We start from the raw sequence: 15,106 nt of genomic DNA, 5'->3' as shown, positions 1-15,106 counted from the left end.
CAACCGTCAGTGCGGCCTCAGCCGTTCGGGACGATGATGATCTCGACCCGGCGGTTCTGGGCCCGGCCCTCGGGGGTGAGGTTCGAGGCGACCGGCTGGTCCTCTCCCGCGCCATAGGGGTTGAGGCGGGCACCCGTGACACCCGCGCTGCGCAGGACGGCGGCGACGGACCCGGCGCGGCGCTGCGAGAGGTCCTGGTTATAGGCGGCCGAGCCGGTATTGTCGGTATGGCCGACGATATCGACGCGGCTGTTGGGATAGCGCTGCAGGCTGCTTGCGACCGTGTAGAGGTCGTTCATGATGCCGGGGTTAACGCTGGCGCTGTCGACCGGGAAGAGGATGCCCTCGGGCATGACCACGCGCAGGCGGTTGCCTTCGTTGATGATCCTGACGCCGTTCGTGCGGATGTCGCGCTGCAGTTCGGCCGCCTGCTTGTCGAGGAAGTTGCCGTAGAGGCCGCCCGCGACCGCGCCAAGGACCGCGCCGCCGAGCGCCCGGTCGGAGGTCTTGTCATTGTCGTCGCCCGTCAGCGCGCCAAGCGCTGCGCCGCCGAGCGCGCCCAGAACCACGCCCTGCTTGGCGCGCTGGTTCGGATCGTTGGGATTGTAGGTGGGCTGCGGTGCGACGCAGGCGGTCAGGAAGGCGACCGCTGCGAGGCCCGCGATGAGAAGGGAACTGAGACGCATATGGAGAGCTCCATGATAAAGACGGGTCGACGCTCTGCATAACGCCTGTGTTAGGCAATAACGATCCGTCGCCACGCGCGGGTCGGCGGAATGCCGCTCATGGCGGCCTTTTCAGGAGCGTGTCAGGCAGCCTCCTCTTCGCGCGCCGCTTCCCACGCGAGCATCGCGCGCTTGACCGGCAGGCCCCAGTGATAACCGCCGAGCCCGCCGGATTTCCTCAGCGCCCGGTGGCAGGGGATGAGGAAGCTGACCGGATTGCGCCCGACAGCGGTGCCCACCGCCCGTTGCGCAGTCGGATGGCCTGTTACGCGGGCAAGCTCCGAATAGGTGGTCACCTGACCTGAAGGTATCTGCAGCAGCGCCTCCCAGACCTTGATCTGGAAGGGGGCGCCGATCATCAAAAGCCTCGCCTCGCCCTTCTGGGCAAAGGCCGCCTCGACCCAGGGGCGCAGCGCCTCGGGGCGTTCGCTGAACCGCGCGGCTGGCCAGCGCCCCGTCATGTCGGCGAAGGCCGCCGCGCGCCCGCATTCCTCGGCGAAGGCCAACCCGCACAGGCCACGCTCTGTGCCCATCGCCAGCGCCTCGCCGAAAGGCGAGGGGAACCAGCCGTAGCTGACATCGAGCCCTTCGCCCGCCGCCGCATAGGCGCCGGGGCTCATCGCCTCCCACCTCAGGAAGAGGTCATGCAGCCGTCCGGTGCCGGACAGGCCGGTCTCGTGCGCCGTATCGAGAAGGGTGAATCGTTCCGCCAGAAGCCGCTTGGCATGATCGAGCGTCAGATATTGCTGATAGCGCTTGGGCGAGACGCCGACCCAGGCCGAGAAGGTGCGCTGGAAATGCGCGGGGCTCATCTTCAGCCGCCGGGCAAGATCATCGAGCGAAAGGGCCGATTGCCCCGCCGCGTCGATCTCGCGCAGCGCGCGGCCGATGACCTGATAGTGATAGGCGTCCGAGGGGCCGTCGATCTGCATGGCAATTCTCCTTGCGCCGAGAATAGGGAAGGGGAAGGTCGCGCGCGACCCGGATTTTGCGGCTTTTTGCTTGCACGGTAGCGGGCGCACAGGGCATGAGGAAGCCATGGCGCGCCAGCTCGATTATCACACGATCCGCGAGATTTTCACCCGGTTCCGGGAGGCGGAGGCCCACCCCAAGGGCGAGCTTGAGCATGTGAATGCCTTCACGCTCCTGGTCGCGGTGGCGCTGTCGGCGCAGGCGACGGATGCGGGCGTCAACAAGGCGACGCGGACGCTGTTCCAGATCGCCGACAGCCCCGAAAAGATGCTGGCGCTCGGCGAGGACGGCCTGACGGAGCATATCAAGACCATCGGCCTCTTCCGGCAGAAGGCGAAGAATGTCATTAAACTGAGCCGCATTCTGGTCGAGGCGTACGGCGGGCAAGTCCCGTCTTCCCGCGCCGCGCTGCAATCCTTGCCGGGTGTGGGCCGCAAGACCGCGAATGTCGTCCTGAACATGTGGTTCCGTCACCCCGCGCAGGCGGTCGATACGCATATCTTCCGCGTCGGCAACCGCACCGGCATCGCGCCCGGCAAGGATGTCGATCAGGTCGAGCGCGCCATCGAAGATCACATCCCGGCCGAATTCCAGCACCATGCCCACCACTGGCTGATCCTGCATGGCCGCTATACCTGCACGGCGCGCAGCCCGAAATGCCGGGCCTGCCTGATCCGTGATCTCTGCCCCTATGAGGAGAAGAATCTGTGACCAAACGTTTCGATGTCGTCGGCCTTGGCAATGCCATGGTCGATGTGCTGACCCAGTGCGACGACGATTTCCTCGACTGGATGGGGATCGAGAAGGGCATCATGCAGCTTGTCGACCGCGAACGCGGCGAGACGCTCTATGCCTCGATGAAGGAGCGGGTTCAGGCGCCGGGCGGGTCGGTGGGAAATACCATTGCCGGGCTTGGAAATCTGGGGCTCCGCACGGCCTTTGTCGGCAAGGTGAAGGATGACGCGCTCGGGCGTTTCTATGCCAAATCGCTTGAGGCGGAGGGCACGGCCTTCCCGAACCCGCCGTCGGCCGCAGCCGACCTGCCGACCTCGCGCTCGATGATCTTCGTCACCGGGGATGGCGAAAGGTCGATGAACACCTACCTGGGCGCAGGCGCCGATTTCGGCCCCGAGGACCTCGACGAGGAGGTGGTGAGGGCGGCCGACTACCTGTTCCTGGAAGGCTATCTCTTCGACAAGGATCAGGGCAAGGCCGCGTTCCTGAAGGCCGCCGAGGCCTGCCACAGGGCGGGCGGCAAGGCGGGCATTTCGCTCTCCGATCCGTTCTGCGTCGACCGGCACCGGGCGGATTTCCGGCGACTGGTGCATGACCAGATGGATTATGTGATCGGCAACCAGCACGAATGGTGCTCGCTCTACCAGACCGAGGATCTGGAGGCGGCGCTTGCCGAGGCCAAGGCCGACTGCCCGCTGATCGTGTGCACCCGCTCGGGCGCCGATGTCGTCGTGATCCGCGGCGCGGAGCGGGTCGAGGTGCCGGTCCATCGCGTTGTGCCGGTCGACGCGACCGGCGCGGGCGACCAGTTCGCGGCCGGATTCCTCTATGGCCTCGCGACCGGCCAGGGCCTGCAGACGGCCGGCCGCATGGGCTGCATCGCGGCGGCCGAGGTCATCAGCCATTTCGGGCCGCGCCCCGAGCAGGACGTCAAGGCACTGTTCCGGGCGGACGGGGTGATCTGAGGGCTGACCGCTATGCGGGGCGATCCAGACCTTCGGTCGGCGGACGGGACCGGAGCACCTCAATTCGCGTGAGGGCCTCAACCAGATTATCGACCTATCGACCCCGCCGTTGCCTTGACCTACTAATCGCTTTTGATCTTTGGGTAGTCTTCCCGATCAAAGAATGGGTCCTTCTCCCAGCCCTGTTCGGCTTGAATGATTTCTCGCATCACAACTCCGCACCAGTGATCAAGAAATTCGCAAGCCTGCTCGAATTCCTCGAATAGTTGATCCTGTCGATATCCAACGCGGTCGGAACTCCTATTCCTTCCGAAAGCTTTTCTGCTTGAAGTGCCGAATCTAAACAGATCGCCCGTTGGATCGATTGCATGCATGTTCTCGACGATGCCGTCGGTCGCTGCCAAACGCACATCGTTGTCGATCGGGTAGCCGTTTTCAACCAACCAATCACGACCTTGCTTCCACAGGTCTCGCAGGTCATGCTTAAACCGAACTTTTCCGGCTTTAGCGCCGACCTTCCACCCAACAGTTTCAATCAGAGATTTTAAAGTGAGTTCGAGTGTCTGGCGGATCATGTGCAGAACTGGGGCTGTCCAATTCGACAAATGACAGTCCTCGCGCTGTCGCTCCATCAGCGCCAGCGCCGAAAGCTTGAAGTCCAATGCGGCCAATCCATAGTCAAAGTCTGCGTTGTGATTTTCGCAATACGAGACGCTGGGGTTTGTAGCCTTCAGAGCTTCGGTTGGGCCACTCCATATTTCAAAGTGGAACCTATCGTCAGGATTGTCATCGGGGTCATAAGCCATGCGATATTCTTAGCAGATCAAAGGGGGCATGGCACGTCGCCGTCTTCCTATAGCATGCTGCGCCCTTGGTCGCGAAAGCCTCTGCAAGACCGGCCAGCGCAGCTTGCAGGCCAATCGTCTCGGCCATCAGCGCCAGCCTGATCGCGGTCGGATAAACATCGTTGGTGGATTGGCAGAGGTTCACATGGTTATTTGGATGCAAGATGTGGTGCGCGCCGTGCGGATGGCCCAGGATTGCCAGCGCGCGGTTGGCCAGAACTTCGTTCATGTTCATGTTCATGTTTGATGACGTCCCGGCACCGCCTTGCAAGACACCGACGGGAAAATGCGTCCCATGCGCGCCCTTGATCACCTCATCGGCGGCCTGCATGATGGCGCTGGCCAGAGCCTGGTCTAACCGCCCCTGAGATGCGTTCACGGCTGCCGCAGCCCGCTTGACCTGCGCAAGCGCTCGGAGCAGCGACGGGAAATGGCTGATGGGAATGCCGCTGGCGCGAAAATTTTCGATTGCGCGCTGGGTTTGTGCGCCCCAGAGCGCGTGATCGGGGATGTCTACTACCCCCAGAGAATCCTTGTCCTGCCGCATCATGCCCCTTTCGAATGGTGGAGCCAAAGCCGAACGAAGGCCGATTCAGCTGTTTCCAGCCCGCCGTTCTGCACCCCAGACTCCCAAAGGGTAGCCCCTGCCGCATAGGCGCCGGGGGCAAGGCCGCCGGTTTCACAGGCCGAAACGGCCCGCAGGGCACATCCGCGTAGATGGGCCTCGCACAACGCCCGATACAGCGCCGGATCGGGCGGGGCGGTTCCCGCGCCAAAGACCCGCAGCACGCAACCATCAAGTTCGGACAGGGCCGCGCGGACCATCGCTGCCGGAATACCCGGCGTCAGGGTAATGATGCCGATGCGTGCCGGGCCGAACCGGCGGGCCGGGGGGCGAGACAACGGCGCGTGCGGCACCGCGCGGAAACTGTCGGCGCCGTGACTGTCGTGTTTCACAAGGCCCGCCGCAGGGATCAGGCGACCGGCGAAGGCCAGCCAGACGCCGGGGCCTGGCTGTGCCGACAGCGCAAGGTCAAGATTGCCCTCGGCATCGCCGCCGGTTCCCAGCGGAGCCATTGCGCCGCAGAGGATAACCGGAGCGTCCCGCCCGGCCAGCGCCTGGGAAAGCGCCGCGCCGGTATAGGCCATGGTGTCGGTGCCATGGGTCACGATGACCGGGTCGTCGGCGGTCTCAATCAGGTCGAGGAGGCGGTTCCAGTCAGCTGCGCCGATGGCCGCGCTGTCGACCAGCGGATCAAGGGCCGTGACCTGCGCCCGTTCGCCGACCGCCGCTTCGACCACCCCCGGCGCCGGAACAAGGCCTTGTGGCGACGGAGCCATGCCGATCGTGCCGCCGGTATGGATCAGACGCATCAGCCCACCCAGAACGCTTTTTGCAGATCGCCGAACTCGGATGGCGGGCCTTCGAACTTGTTGCGCCCCAGTTCCAGCACATAGACATAATCGGCAATCCGCAGGGCATGGCGGATTTCCTGATCGACCAGCAGGATGCCCAGATTGTCGCGGTCGCGCAGATCGCGCAGCATCTGATAGACATCTTCGGCATAGGTCTTGGACAGGCCCGCCGTGGGTTCATCGACCAAAAGCACCTTCGGATTGCCCATCAGGGTGCGTCCGATCTCGATCATCCGCTGCTGGCCGCCAGACAGCTGCCCCGACGGCTGGCGGCGCTTTTCCTTCAAGACCGGAAAGCGGCTGTATTGTTCGTCCAGCTTGCGGGCGATGCGGCCCTTGTCCCGGCGGAAGGTCCAGGCCCCAAGCAGCAGGTTTTCCTCGACCGTCATTTCCCGGAAGATGCCGGGATGCTGGGGGATATAGGCAAGGCCGAGATTGATCCGCTCATGCGTGGGCACATCGATCAACGGTTGGCCATCCAGATGAATCGTGCCGCCATTGGGGCGCAGAAAGCCGTAGATCGCCTTGAGCGAGGTGGACTTGCCCACGCCGTTGGCCCCCAGGATGGTGACGATCTGGCCCGGCTTCACATCGAGGTTCAGCGCCGACAGGATGTTCAGGTCGCGGTAATAGCCCACGTCCATGTTGCGGACTTCAAGCATGGCTTGCCTCCTGTGTCAGCAGGCCGGTGCCGGACATGTCTTCCTCGACCCCCAGATAGGCGTCGATCACGGCCGGGTCGTTCTTGACCTCGGCTGGCGGGCCATCGGCGATCAGGTCGCCGAAGTTCAGCACCAGAAGGCGGCGGCACAGGGTGAAGATCGATTCCATCTGGTGCGAGATCAGGATGATCGCCTTGCCTTCGCCATTCACCCGCTCGATCCATTTGTAGATCGTGGCCATCAGGCTGGGGTGAACGCCGGCGAAGGGTTCGTCCAGAATGTAGACATCGGGGTCGAGCATCAGAAGCCGACCGAGTTCCAAGAGCTTCTGCTGCCCGCCAGACAGTGCGCGGCCATATTCGTTGCGCAAGTGGTCGATGGTCAGGAAGGCAAGGATTTCATTGGCCTTTTCCTCCATTTCCTTGCGGTTCACGCTTGCGTCCATGGCCATGGCGGGAACGTAGAGGTTTTCCAGCACCGTCATCCGCCGGAAGGCGCGGGTCACCTGAAAGGTGCGCCCCAGCCCCGCGCGGGCGATTTCATAGGGGTGCAGCGGGTCGATCCTTGTCCCATTAAGGCGGATCGTGCCGCTGTCGGGCTTGATCGCGCCGTCCAGCACATTGGTCAGCGTGGTCTTGCCCGCCCCGTTGGGGCCGATCAGGCCCACCAGTTCCGGGCCCTCGATGCGAAAGCTGACGCCCTTCAAGACCTGATGATTGCCAAACTTCTTGCGGATGTCCTTGACGTCCAAGGTGATCATTTCGCCTCCTCCGCGGCACGCCGCTTGGCGACGGTCTCGGCGCCCACACCGCGCCGTTCGATCCACATCAGCGCCCCCTGGATCACGCCATTGCGCAGGAAGCGCAGGGTCAGCATCAGCAGAAGACCGAAAAACACCAGCCGCCATGTCGTCATGTCCACCTCAAGGCCCAGAATGGTGAAATCCGTCCGCAGGAATTCGAGCGCGAAAGAGATCAGGATCGCGCCGATGGCGGCGGCCACAAGGTTCTCGAGCCCGCCGATGACGGCCATGGCGATGACCAGCGACATTTGCAGAAGGACGAGGGTGTTGGGGGTGATGAGGCCGACGTAATGGCCTTGCACCGCCCCCGCCGTCGCCGCGATCGCCGCGGTCAGAACAAAGACAGCGCGCTTCCATTTGACGGTATCGACGCCAAGCGCCTCGGCTGCATCCTCATCCTCGCGCAAGCTGCGCAGGAACAGCCCGATGCGAGACCGCGCGACCCACAGCAGCAGCGAAAGTGTTGCGAAGAACAGCGCCAGCATGACGTAATAGGCGGGTAGCTTGGCCGCCGGGCCATAGGTCGTGCCAAGGATGGTGATGCCCTCGGGGAAGAGCGGAGACATTGGCATGCCGGCCTGACCCCGGGTCAGCCAGATTTCCGCCGACAGGACCGCGCGCAGAATTTCCGACAGCCCCACGGTGAACAGCGCCAGATAGGCCGCACGCAGGCGAAGGACCAAGGTGCCGATGAGCCAGCCAGCCCCGCCGCCGACGATTGCTCCGAAAGCAATCTGCAGAAGCAACGGAAAGCGGCTGACGGTTGCGCCTTCGGGCCATGTTGCACGGGCCGCTGTCAGGCAGGCCCCGGCGTCGCCCGTGCCTGCTGGGGGAAGAAAAACGATGTTGGTGCCAAGTAGCCCGAACTCGGTGCAGGTGCCGGTCGGCAGCGAGGTCAGGAAAACATAGTTGTCCAGAATGCCCGCGCCGTAGGCCCCCAGTGCCATGAAGGCGAGATGGGCAAAGGAGAACTGTCCCCCATAGCCCGCCAGCAAGGCCCAGCTTGAAGCAAGGATGGCGTAGTAGAAGGCCGTGATCCACAGGTGCATCACGAAGTCGTAATTGCCTGCCGAATAGACCAGCGGGAACAGCACCAGAAGGGCCGCCGCGACAGAGCCGGCGATCTTGGGGGCGTGGGAAATCATACTTTCCTCCCGAACAGGCCCTGCGGGCGCAGAAGCAGGACAAGGGTCAGGATGATCATGCCATAGGCCGGCAGATAGGCCGCGGCCCGGGTCGGATCAGGCACGCAGCCCGCGCCTGCCGCCTCGACCAGACCAAGGATCAGCCCGCCGATGAAGGCGCCGGGCAAGGACCCAAGGCCGCCCAGGACGATGATGACAAAGGCGCGCAGCGCCGGGATCGCCCCGGTTTGGGGCAGCCACGAAAAGGCCTGCACCAGAACCGCGCCTGCCAGTCCTGCCAGCATGCAGCCCAGCCCGAAGGCCAGCATGTTCATCCGCCCCGGATTGATGCCCGCGACCGCCGCCGCTTGCCGGTCTTGTGCGGTTGCCCGAAGCGCCCGCCCGGTCCAAGTGTTGTAAAGGAACCAGATCAGCGCCAGCAGCATGACCACCGACAGGATGGCCGCTGTCAGGCGGGGCGTCGAGATCGAGATCATGTCGAAAAGCTTTATGTTCGACCGGGTGGTTTCGATGATCGGCGCGCCTGCGGGCCATTCGCTGCGCGGAAGTTCGAAAAAAGGCGAGGCCTTGACGGGGTTCGCCCCTGAAAGCCCCTGCACCAGATATTGCAGGAAGAAGGCCAGACCGAATGTGACAAGGATCGCATATTCATTCGGGCGCTCGACCTTTCCTGCATAGATCGGCGTGAAAAAGGCCCGCTCGAACGCCGCGCCGATGCCAAAGGTAACCGCACAGGCTGCGATCACAGCGGCAATAGGTCCAAGCCCGGGGGCCCAGACTTCGGTCATGTAGTACACCACCATGCCGCCGATCATGTAGAATTCGCCATGCGAAAAGCTGACGATGCCGATGATCGAAAAGATCAGCGCCAGACCCAGCGCCATCAGCCCATAGATCGTGCCCATGATCAGCCCGTTGACCAGTTGCGAAGTGACAAAGGTCCCCGAGGTGAAACAGACATTGTCCGGGTCCGACGCCCGAAAGGCGAAAAGAAATACTGTAACCACGCCGATCCATGGCAGTGCCTGCCACGCGCGGGTCAGCGTCGGTGTCCGCAGGTAAAGCGGGACAAGGCCGAAAGGCCCCGTCGCCGCCCCGACCGCCACGCCGACTGTGCGGGCGGCGGTCACATCAAGATCTCGGGCCAGATAGGCGCGGTGGATGACCGCCCCGCCGATCGCACCCCAAAGGACCATCCAGAGAATGGCCAAGGAAAAGAACCCCGGATGGTCCATGTGAATACCCCTCTTACTGCTGGACAGAGGCTGGCCAGATCGGCTCGCCCGTCTTGTATTGCGGCGGGAAGAGGTTCGGCGCATCAGCCGCCAGCTGGCCCGGTTCCTGATACTGCACCATGGTCACGGCAGGGTTCGGGAACTGGTGCCAGAAGTAGGGCGCCACGCCGGCCGCCGCCGGCGGATTAGCCGAATTGTAGGGGAAGCTGATTTCTCCCAAAGTGCCCTGGTAGGTGATGTTCTCCAGCGCGGTGACGATGGCGTCACCATCCGTCGATCCGGCGATCTTCATCGCCTCGGCCAAGATCATAATGGAATCGTAAGCCTCCATCGCATAGGATTCCGCCGCCGATTTGCCGGTCTTGGCTGTATAGGCTGCAACAAAGGCATTGGTCTTGTCGTTGTACAGCGCGCGCGGCAGGCCGACGGCGTTCACAAAGCACAGGTTTCCGTCCGGCACGTTCTGCCAGAAGGCGCCAGATTCAAGCGCTGCCTGATCGCAGGTGGTGGGAATATCCTGCGGCCCGATCCCTGCCTCGGCCGATTGCTGGGTAAAGTTGTAGCTGGCCTCGCCCGTCAGAAGCTGGATGATCATGTCGGGATCCTCGGCCTTGATCCGCTCGATGATGCCGGAAAAATCCTGGGTGCCGATATCGACGGTGAAGACCGAAGAACTGATCCCCGCCGCGTCCAGACCCGCCTTGGTCTGTTCGGAGGCGGGCAGGCCGTAGTCGGTGTTTTCAGCGACCAGGACCACCTTTTTCACACCCGGAACGGTCGCGGCGAAGTCGGCAAAGATGCGGGCCACTTCCGACGAAAGGGGCGCGATGCGGAAGATGTGCTTCAGCCCCTTGCCGGTGATGTCGTCGTTCCAGGTTTCGGCATAGACGACCGGAATGCCTGCGGCATCGGCCACTTCCATGTTCGCCAGACCGACCGACGAATGATAGCCGCCGCCCACGGCGACCACGCCGTCCTGCGTGATCAGACGTTCCATCACGGCGCGCCCTCTTTCGGGCAGCCCTTCGTCATCAGCCACCACGACCTGCACGTCACATCCCAGCACGCCCCCGGCTGCGTTGATGTCTGCCTCGGCGATGGCCATGGCGTCGCGCATCGCCTCGCCGCCGGTAACGGCGCCGGGGGCGGACAAAGGTGCGGTGGCACCGATCTTGATCGGGCAGGCCACCTGGGCGTTCGCGGCGCCTGCTGCAAGCGCAAGGGCGCCTGCTGTCAGAAGCAGTTTCTTCATGCGTCGTTCTCCTGTTGGGCGGGGGTCATGGCGGCGCGGTCCCCTCCCGCAAGGGAGCGCGCGACAAGCGCGTCGGCGACCAGATCGGTCACATCGACGAGCGTTTTCGAGGTTGGGAAATCGGCAATCAGCGGCAGTTCTGTGCAGGCCAAGAGAAGGGTATCGGCCTGCATCGCCTCGACAATCCGGGCAAAGCGCGGACGTAGGCCCGGATCGGCCGAACCAAGCCGTTTTACATCATAGATCAGATCCTGCAGCAGGGCCCGGTCGGCGGGCGTTTCGATCTCGATCAGCCCGGCAAGGTCTCGATAGGCCGACCATGCGCCCAAATCGGTTACAGGTGCGGCCCCCAGAAGGCCAAGTCTTCGAATGTCCGTAGCGGCGATCCAGTCGGCCACTACCTCGGGAAAGCTCACAAATTCGGAGGACAGCCCCAAACTCTCGATACGGGGTGCAAACCAGTTCAGCGTGTTGCAGGCAATTGCCCATGCATCGGACTGCGCCGCGATACGGCAGGCGGTGCTTTGCATTGCTTCCCAGACCGGGCCTTCATTGGCGGCAAGGTCCATCGAGAGGCCAAGCTGCGGTTCGGACAGGACGACGACGGGCGGCGCATCCAGATCGCCCCGGAAGGACGGGCCCAGCACGGCTGCGTTGCGGCGCAGGATCTTGGCCCAGAGGTCAATCCCTGCCTCGGGCCCCGAACCCGCAACGATACCAATGGTGGCGCGACGCGGAATGGCGCTGGCGGTCTTGTCCATGAATCACATCCCTGAGGGGTGGGGTCTGGCGCCCCTTTGCGCTCAGACTGAGGTCCGGCGCTGCTGCTTGACAATTTGGCAAACAGTTGCGCTTTGATGCATTCAGGTGCAAAAACAGGGTCAAATAGCATCATGACCGAATTGTCGACAAACCTGCGCCTGCTGTGCAGCTATCGACCGTCCATCTCGACGGTGGCCCGGGACCTCGGGCTGAACCGAAGTCAATTCAATCGCTATCTGGCGGGCAGTTCCTTGCCACGCAGCGCGCTCTTGCGCCGGATCTGTGATTACTTCGGCGTCGAGGAACACGAGATCCGACTGCCCCCAGCCGATTTTGCCGCCATCGTGAAACTCCGGGGCCTGTCGTCGGACAATCTGTCACGCACTTTGCGGATGCATTTTGACCGGATTCTTGCGCGCAATGATCCGCGCCTCTTTCAGCTTTCGGGCAGCTTTTTCGAGTATTACTGGTCGATGTCAACGCCGGGGACGGTCATCCGTTCGCTTGTCAGCTTTGCCCCCGAGGGCGAGCATCTCTTCTATCGGCGCCTTGAACGCATCGGCGATCCCAAGGCCGTCGTCACCCGGCATTTCCGCTATCAAGGTCTTGCCCTCATGACCGGCGACAGGGTGTTCATGAACGACTACGAGACCGGCGCCGGAATCGAGGTGACGCAGACCGTGCTTTACCCCGACTACAGCTTTCGCTGGCGTGTGCTGCATGGGGTGAAGGTCGGCGTCTCGGCCAATCGCGATCATGTGCCCTGCGCCGTGCGCACCTATCTGGAGCGCACGCCCCCCCGCGCGAGCCTGATTGCCAACCTGCGCCGGGTTGGACTTTTGGCTCCGGATGATCCTGATCTTCCCGAACATATTCTGCCGATGATCGACAACCGTACGTCGGGGCCATTCGGGTTTCAGGCTCATAACCCCTCGATCCTGTAGTGTGACCCACTGCCTTTCGATTGTCGATGCCAAGGAGCGTGGACAGTGGATTGACGAAGCTTCTTCTGCCCAGCCGCGACCTGTGATCAGTGCGGCACGCATGCAGGGGGCGCAACTCTAACTTCGACCGGCCGGTATGAGGAAAGCCGCGAGAAACGAAATCTCGGGTTCGAAGGTCCGCTTTGGGCCGGGAACGTTGCTGCGCCTGCGAATGATTCTCCGATGCTGCGGCCTTCCTGAAAGTCGCCAATGGGCTCGAAGCAGCCATTCGCCATCACCGCTCACACATAGGCCCCCATCGGCGCGAAGCTGGCCGAATTGGCGCGGCGCCAGCGCAGGAGGTAGCCGAAGCGGTCTTCCTCGTCGCGGAGGAGAAACCCTTCGGGCAGGTAGGGATAGACCTCGTCGCCGGTCTTCATGACGCGGTCGGTCTCGCGCATGATCAGGTGGTGCGGCAGGAGGCCCGAGGGATGGTCGAGGCCCGCGGCCCCCGTCAGCTCCCCCAGAGCCTTCAGCGTGTTGTGGTGAAAGTTCACCACGCGCTGGGTCTTGTCGCCCACGACCAGTGCGCGGGCACGCAAAGGGTCCTGCGTCGCGACGCCCACGGGGCAATGGTTGGTGTGACAGGCCTGGGCCTGGATGCAGCCGATCGCGAACATGTAGCCGCGGGCGGAATTGGCCCAGTCGGCACCAAGCGCGAAGGCCTTGGCGATGTCGAAGGCGGTGATCAGCTTGCCCGAGGCGCCGATGCGGATGCGGTCGCGCAGCCCCGCGCCGCGCAGCGTGTTGTGGGTGAAGGTCAGGCCCTCGACCAGCGGCATGCCCATATGGTTGGCGAATTCCAAAGGCGCCGCGCCGGTGCCACCCTCTTTCCCGTCGACCACGATGAAATCGGGGGTGATGCCGGTTTCCAGCATCGCCTTGACCATGCACATGAATTCGCGCCGGTGACCGATGCAGAGCTTGAAGCCCACCGGCTTGCCGGCTGACAGATCGCGCAGGCGGGCGATGAAATGCATGAATTCCAGGGGCGTCGAGAAGGCGCTGTGCGAGGGGGGAGAGACGCAGTCGGTGCCCATCGGCACGCCACGGGCCTCGGCGATCTCGGGCGTGACCTTGGCGGCGGGCAGGACGCCACCATGGCCGGGCTTGGCGCCCTGGCTCAGCTTGATCTCGATCATCTTGATCTGGGGGTCTGCCGCCTGTTCGGCGAACTTCTCGGCACTGAAGGACCCGTCGCTGTTGCGACAGCCGAAATAGCCCGAGCCGATTTCCCAGATCAGATCGCCGCCGCCCTCGCGGTGATAGCGCGAAATGCCGCCCTCGCCTGTGTCATGGGCGAAGCCGCCGGTCTTCGCCCCCTTGTTCAGCGCGAGGATGGCGTTGGCGGAAAGTGCGCCGAAGCTCATGGCCGAGATGTTGTAGACCGAGGCGTCATAGGGCTGTTTGCAGTCCGGCCCGCCGACGCGCACCCGGAAATCGGTGTCGCTGATATGTTTGGGCTGGACAGAATGGGTGATCCATTCATAGCCCGCCTCGTAGACCCGGGCGCGGGTGCCGAAGGGCCGCTTGTCCTCGACCCCCTTGGCGCGCTGGTAGACGAGCGAGCGGTCGTCGCGCGAGAAGGGCAGTTCGTCATGATCGCTTTCGATCAGATACTGGCGGATTTCCGGTCGGATCCCCTCGAACATGAAACGCATATGGCCGAGGACAGGATAGTTCCTCAGGATCGAATGGCGGGTCTGGGTGACATCGCGGATGCCGACCAGCGTGAGAAGACCAAAGAGGCCGACGCCGAGCCAGGCCCAGGGCGAGAGGGCGACGGATGCGAGAGACAGGACTGTAAGAAGCGCCACCGCGCCGAAGGTTGTGAATCGTTCGAGTGATTGTCTGCCCATGCGTCGGCCTCCCCTGTCGCGCGGGTTGAGCTAGCACCGGCACGCGAGATCAGGCAAGCAAACTTCGTCCCGTTCAGGCCGCGGCACGCACGAGGATGCGGTTCAGGGCGCTGCGGCGCCGGGATGGGCGACGGGCGGCGAGGTGAACGACGGCTGCGCGCGCGTTGATGGCGCGCAGTGCCGCGTCGGCCATGGCGGGATGGTCGCAATCGCCCGAGCCCGGTGGCAGGATGATCCGGGTGATGCCGAACCGGGGCTCTGCGGGCGCGTGACCCTCGCCAAGGCCTGAGAGTTCCGCCGTTCCGTCAGGCAGGACGACGCCCGCAAACGGGTCGGGATTGCCGCGCAGGAGCCGCGTGAGGCGCTGGAGCAATTGCGAGGATGGCGCCTGGCCCGCGGCATTCGGGCAAGCGATCAGACCCGCAAGGCTGGCATGGTCCGACCGGATCCAGCTGGCGATCACCGCCGCTTCTTCCGGTATGGTCGCATCGCCGGTCCCTGTCTGGACGGCGCCCGCGCAATCCCACGCCAGATCGCTGAGCCCGGCCATGTCCCTGTCGATGGCAAGGACGTCGGCGCCGCGCCTTGCCAGGCCAAGCGCGAGTGCGCGTCCCAAGGGGGTGGCGGCCGCTGTCACGAGGACCTTCCGGCCGAAGAACCTGTTGCTTTCCATCCCGAACATCGGAGCCTCTTGCCTCTGCCTTTGATGGACCGATAATGCGAGCAATCGCTCACATTACCTACTCGC

At 63.7% G+C, this 15,106-nt stretch carries 16 protein-coding genes; 3 read left to right on the top strand and 13 right to left on the bottom strand.

Going from position 1 to position 15,106, the window contains the following annotated elements; genetic code table 11:
• Window positions 1-17: 17 nt before the first annotated feature.
• Together P0645_RS06330 and P0645_RS06325 are read right to left on the bottom strand one after the other, a co-directional pair.
• Window positions 18-686, bottom strand: a complete 669-nt coding sequence (locus tag P0645_RS06330) for a YiaD family glycine zipper/OmpA-like lipoprotein (RefSeq protein WP_284163729.1) — start codon at window positions 684-686, stop codon at window positions 18-20.
• A 122-nt stretch (window positions 687-808) separates the two neighbouring features.
• Window positions 809-1,657 carry a methylated-DNA--[protein]-cysteine S-methyltransferase gene (locus tag P0645_RS06325; protein ID WP_284163728.1) on the bottom strand — a complete coding sequence of 283 codons (849 nt, stop codon included), beginning with the start codon at window positions 1,655-1,657 and terminating at the stop codon, window positions 809-811.
• A 106-nt stretch (window positions 1,658-1,763) separates the two neighbouring features.
• On the opposite strand from P0645_RS06325, the gene nth reads away from it, so the two are divergent.
• Both nth and P0645_RS06315 read left to right on the top strand, forming a co-directional pair.
• On the top strand, window positions 1,764-2,408 hold the full coding sequence (gene nth / locus P0645_RS06320) for an endonuclease III (protein WP_284163727.1): 645 nt from the start codon (window positions 1,764-1,766) through the stop codon (window positions 2,406-2,408).
• Between the two features lie 35 nt (window positions 2,409-2,443).
• Window positions 2,444-3,397 (top strand): adenosine kinase, encoded by a 954-nt coding sequence (locus P0645_RS06315; RefSeq protein ID WP_284163765.1) that lies wholly within the window; start codon window positions 2,444-2,446, stop codon window positions 3,395-3,397.
• A 122-nt stretch (window positions 3,398-3,519) separates the two neighbouring features.
• Here P0645_RS06315 and P0645_RS06310 read toward each other — a convergent pair whose 3' ends face one another.
• The 9 genes from P0645_RS06310 to P0645_RS06270 are packed head-to-tail and all read right to left on the bottom strand — an operon-like array spanning window position 3,520 to window position 11,515.
• On the bottom strand, window positions 3,520-4,203 hold the full coding sequence (locus P0645_RS06310; protein WP_284163726.1) for a hypothetical protein: 684 nt from the start codon (window positions 4,201-4,203) through the stop codon (window positions 3,520-3,522).
• Window positions 4,193-4,792 (bottom strand): lyase family protein, encoded by a 600-nt coding sequence (locus P0645_RS06305; RefSeq protein WP_284163725.1) that lies wholly within the window; start codon window positions 4,790-4,792, stop codon window positions 4,193-4,195. The genes P0645_RS06310 and P0645_RS06305 overlap by 11 nt, the downstream gene beginning before the upstream one ends.
• Window positions 4,789-5,616: an asparaginase domain-containing protein gene (locus tag P0645_RS06300; RefSeq protein ID WP_284163724.1), complete on the bottom strand. Its 828-nt coding sequence runs from the start codon at window positions 5,614-5,616 to the stop codon at window positions 4,789-4,791. The genes P0645_RS06305 and P0645_RS06300 overlap by 4 nt, the downstream gene beginning before the upstream one ends.
• Complete coding sequence (locus P0645_RS06295; protein ID WP_284163723.1) at window positions 5,616-6,320, bottom strand: ABC transporter ATP-binding protein; 705 nt, start codon at window positions 6,318-6,320, stop codon at window positions 5,616-5,618. The genes P0645_RS06300 and P0645_RS06295 overlap by 1 nt, the downstream gene beginning before the upstream one ends.
• Complete coding sequence (locus P0645_RS06290) at window positions 6,313-7,080, bottom strand: ABC transporter ATP-binding protein (protein WP_284163722.1); 768 nt, start codon at window positions 7,078-7,080, stop codon at window positions 6,313-6,315. The genes P0645_RS06295 and P0645_RS06290 overlap by 8 nt, the downstream gene beginning before the upstream one ends.
• Window positions 7,077-8,267 carry a branched-chain amino acid ABC transporter permease gene (locus tag P0645_RS06285; protein ID WP_284163721.1) on the bottom strand — a complete coding sequence of 397 codons (1,191 nt, stop codon included), beginning with the start codon at window positions 8,265-8,267 and terminating at the stop codon, window positions 7,077-7,079. Before P0645_RS06285 ends, P0645_RS06290 begins: the two co-directional genes overlap by 4 nt.
• On the bottom strand, window positions 8,264-9,502 hold the full coding sequence (locus tag P0645_RS06280; RefSeq protein ID WP_284163720.1) for a branched-chain amino acid ABC transporter permease: 1,239 nt from the start codon (window positions 9,500-9,502) through the stop codon (window positions 8,264-8,266). Before P0645_RS06280 ends, P0645_RS06285 begins: the two co-directional genes overlap by 4 nt.
• Before the next feature lie 13 nt (window positions 9,503-9,515).
• A complete protein-coding gene (locus P0645_RS06275; RefSeq protein ID WP_284163719.1) occupies window positions 9,516-10,754 on the bottom strand; it encodes an ABC transporter substrate-binding protein in 1,239 nt (412 codons plus the stop codon).
• Entirely contained in the window at window positions 10,751-11,515 is a 765-nt protein-coding gene (locus P0645_RS06270) for an aspartate/glutamate racemase family protein (protein WP_284163718.1), read from the bottom strand. The genes P0645_RS06275 and P0645_RS06270 overlap by 4 nt, the downstream gene beginning before the upstream one ends.
• Before the next feature lie 75 nt (window positions 11,516-11,590).
• On the opposite strand from P0645_RS06270, the gene P0645_RS06265 reads away from it, so the two are divergent.
• Window positions 11,591-12,460 (top strand): helix-turn-helix domain-containing protein, encoded by an 870-nt coding sequence (locus P0645_RS06265; RefSeq protein ID WP_284163717.1) that lies wholly within the window; start codon window positions 11,591-11,593, stop codon window positions 12,458-12,460.
• Between the two features lie 281 nt (window positions 12,461-12,741).
• On the opposite strand, the gene P0645_RS06260 is transcribed toward P0645_RS06265, so the two are convergent.
• Both P0645_RS06260 and P0645_RS06255 read right to left on the bottom strand, forming a co-directional pair.
• Entirely contained in the window at window positions 12,742-14,358 is a 1,617-nt protein-coding gene (locus P0645_RS06260) for an FMN-binding glutamate synthase family protein (RefSeq protein WP_284163716.1), read from the bottom strand.
• Window positions 14,359-14,431: 73 nt separating this feature from the next.
• Entirely contained in the window at window positions 14,432-15,040 is a 609-nt protein-coding gene (locus tag P0645_RS06255; protein WP_284163715.1) for an SDR family NAD(P)-dependent oxidoreductase, read from the bottom strand.
• Window positions 15,041-15,106 lie beyond the last annotated feature (66 nt).

Origin of the sequence: Frigidibacter sp. SD6-1 (assembly GCF_030143255.1) — a bacterium.
GTDB lineage: Bacteria > Pseudomonadota > Alphaproteobacteria > Rhodobacterales > Rhodobacteraceae > TMP-24.
The sequence above is the reverse complement of the archived record's forward strand: the minus strand, read 5'-3'. Positions and strand labels throughout refer to the sequence as shown.